Here is a 1165-nt window from a genome sequence, read left to right on the forward strand (position 1 = left end):
TACGCCCCGAAACAATTTAAACCATCCCGCTACTAGAACCATTAAATCTGGCGGATTACAAATGTGAATGATGTCAAAACCCTGCTCTCGCCATACTTGGCGAGCTAAGCGAAATTGCCAATTCACAGCCCAGCTGTATTCTCGAAGATAGCCAGTAACCGAGCTTTCTTCCGGTGGTAGGGGATGGCGATAAATATGAATCCCTTCCATGACTTCATAATCTTTATCAAACCCATTCCCTTTGGGAGAAATTGTAGTAACTTGATAACCAGCTTTCTGTAAGCTAGTAGCTTCCATCCATACCCGTCGGTCAAAGGGTACAGGTAAATTTTCGACAATTATTAATACTTTATAAAATGAAGTCATTAAAATTGATATCCTTAATAAAATTCGTAAAATTTATCACTAAATGTGTAAGCATTCAGCAGTCAGCCGTCAGCCGTCAGCTTATTTTATTCAAAAGCTGAAAGGTAAGCATTTAGGAGTTGGCCACGCTACGCCAATGGCCACGCTACGCCAACAACTGTCAGTCGTCAGCCTTGGCCGTTGGCCACGCTACGCCAATGGCTGATAACTGATAGCTGATAGCTGATAGCTGAATGCTTACCTAAATGTGACCTTAAGGATAGATGCATAAGTACAGCGGTTTGCAATTGATCAGATACAAATTATTAGGTTTTAGGGAGCAGGGAGCAGGGAGCAGGGAGCAGGGAGAATAAAAGAGGGGAGAGAGAAGAGGGAAGAGGAAAAAATACTGTATACCTGATAGTTATGCAAACCGCCGTATTTTAAACTATAGTTTTAGTTTTAATAAATTAAAATTTTTTCAAAAATTAGATCGCTTGTAATAGTAATGATTTACACAGGTTTTTTTTAGCTACTCCTTATTCCCTACTCCCTACTCCCTACTCCCTACTCCCTACTCCCTGGTTCCGATTCCCGATTCCCGATTCCCGATTCCCGATTCCCGATTCCCTACTCCCTAAAACCCATATTTTTTTACTTCAATCAATTAATTTATATATATTTTTTCCACAACATTCTTAAATTCAAATTTAGTTGGTTGCGCCAAGGCCCTTGCACTCAACTGCTGTCGCAATTCTGAGTTTTCTGCCAGTTCTACTAAGTCATCACTAAGTCTCTGAATCACCCCTTCTTCCGTCCA

At 40.8% G+C, this 1165-nt stretch carries 2 protein-coding genes; one reads left to right on the forward strand and one right to left on the reverse strand.

Annotated features, from left to right (window positions below):
* A partial coding sequence (locus F6K49_RS51185) for a glycosyltransferase (RefSeq protein ID WP_293110601.1) occupies positions 1 to 366 on the reverse strand: 366 nt, incomplete at its 3' end.
* A 43-nt stretch (positions 367 to 409) separates the two neighbouring features.
* Between F6K49_RS51185 and F6K49_RS51190 the strand changes: the two genes are divergently transcribed.
* Complete coding sequence (locus F6K49_RS51190; protein ID WP_293110603.1) at positions 410 to 571, forward strand: hypothetical protein; 162 nt, start codon at positions 410 to 412, stop codon at positions 569 to 571.
* Positions 572 to 1165: the final 594 nt, after the last annotated feature.

It is taken from the genome of Moorena sp. SIO3I6, assembly GCF_010672095.1.

Excerpts from the sequence above, each read along its gene's own strand:
- F6K49_RS51190 (WP_293110603.1), top strand. The coding sequence starts at position 410 with ATGTGTAAGCATTCAGCAGTCAGCCGTCAGCCGTCAGCTTATTTTATT.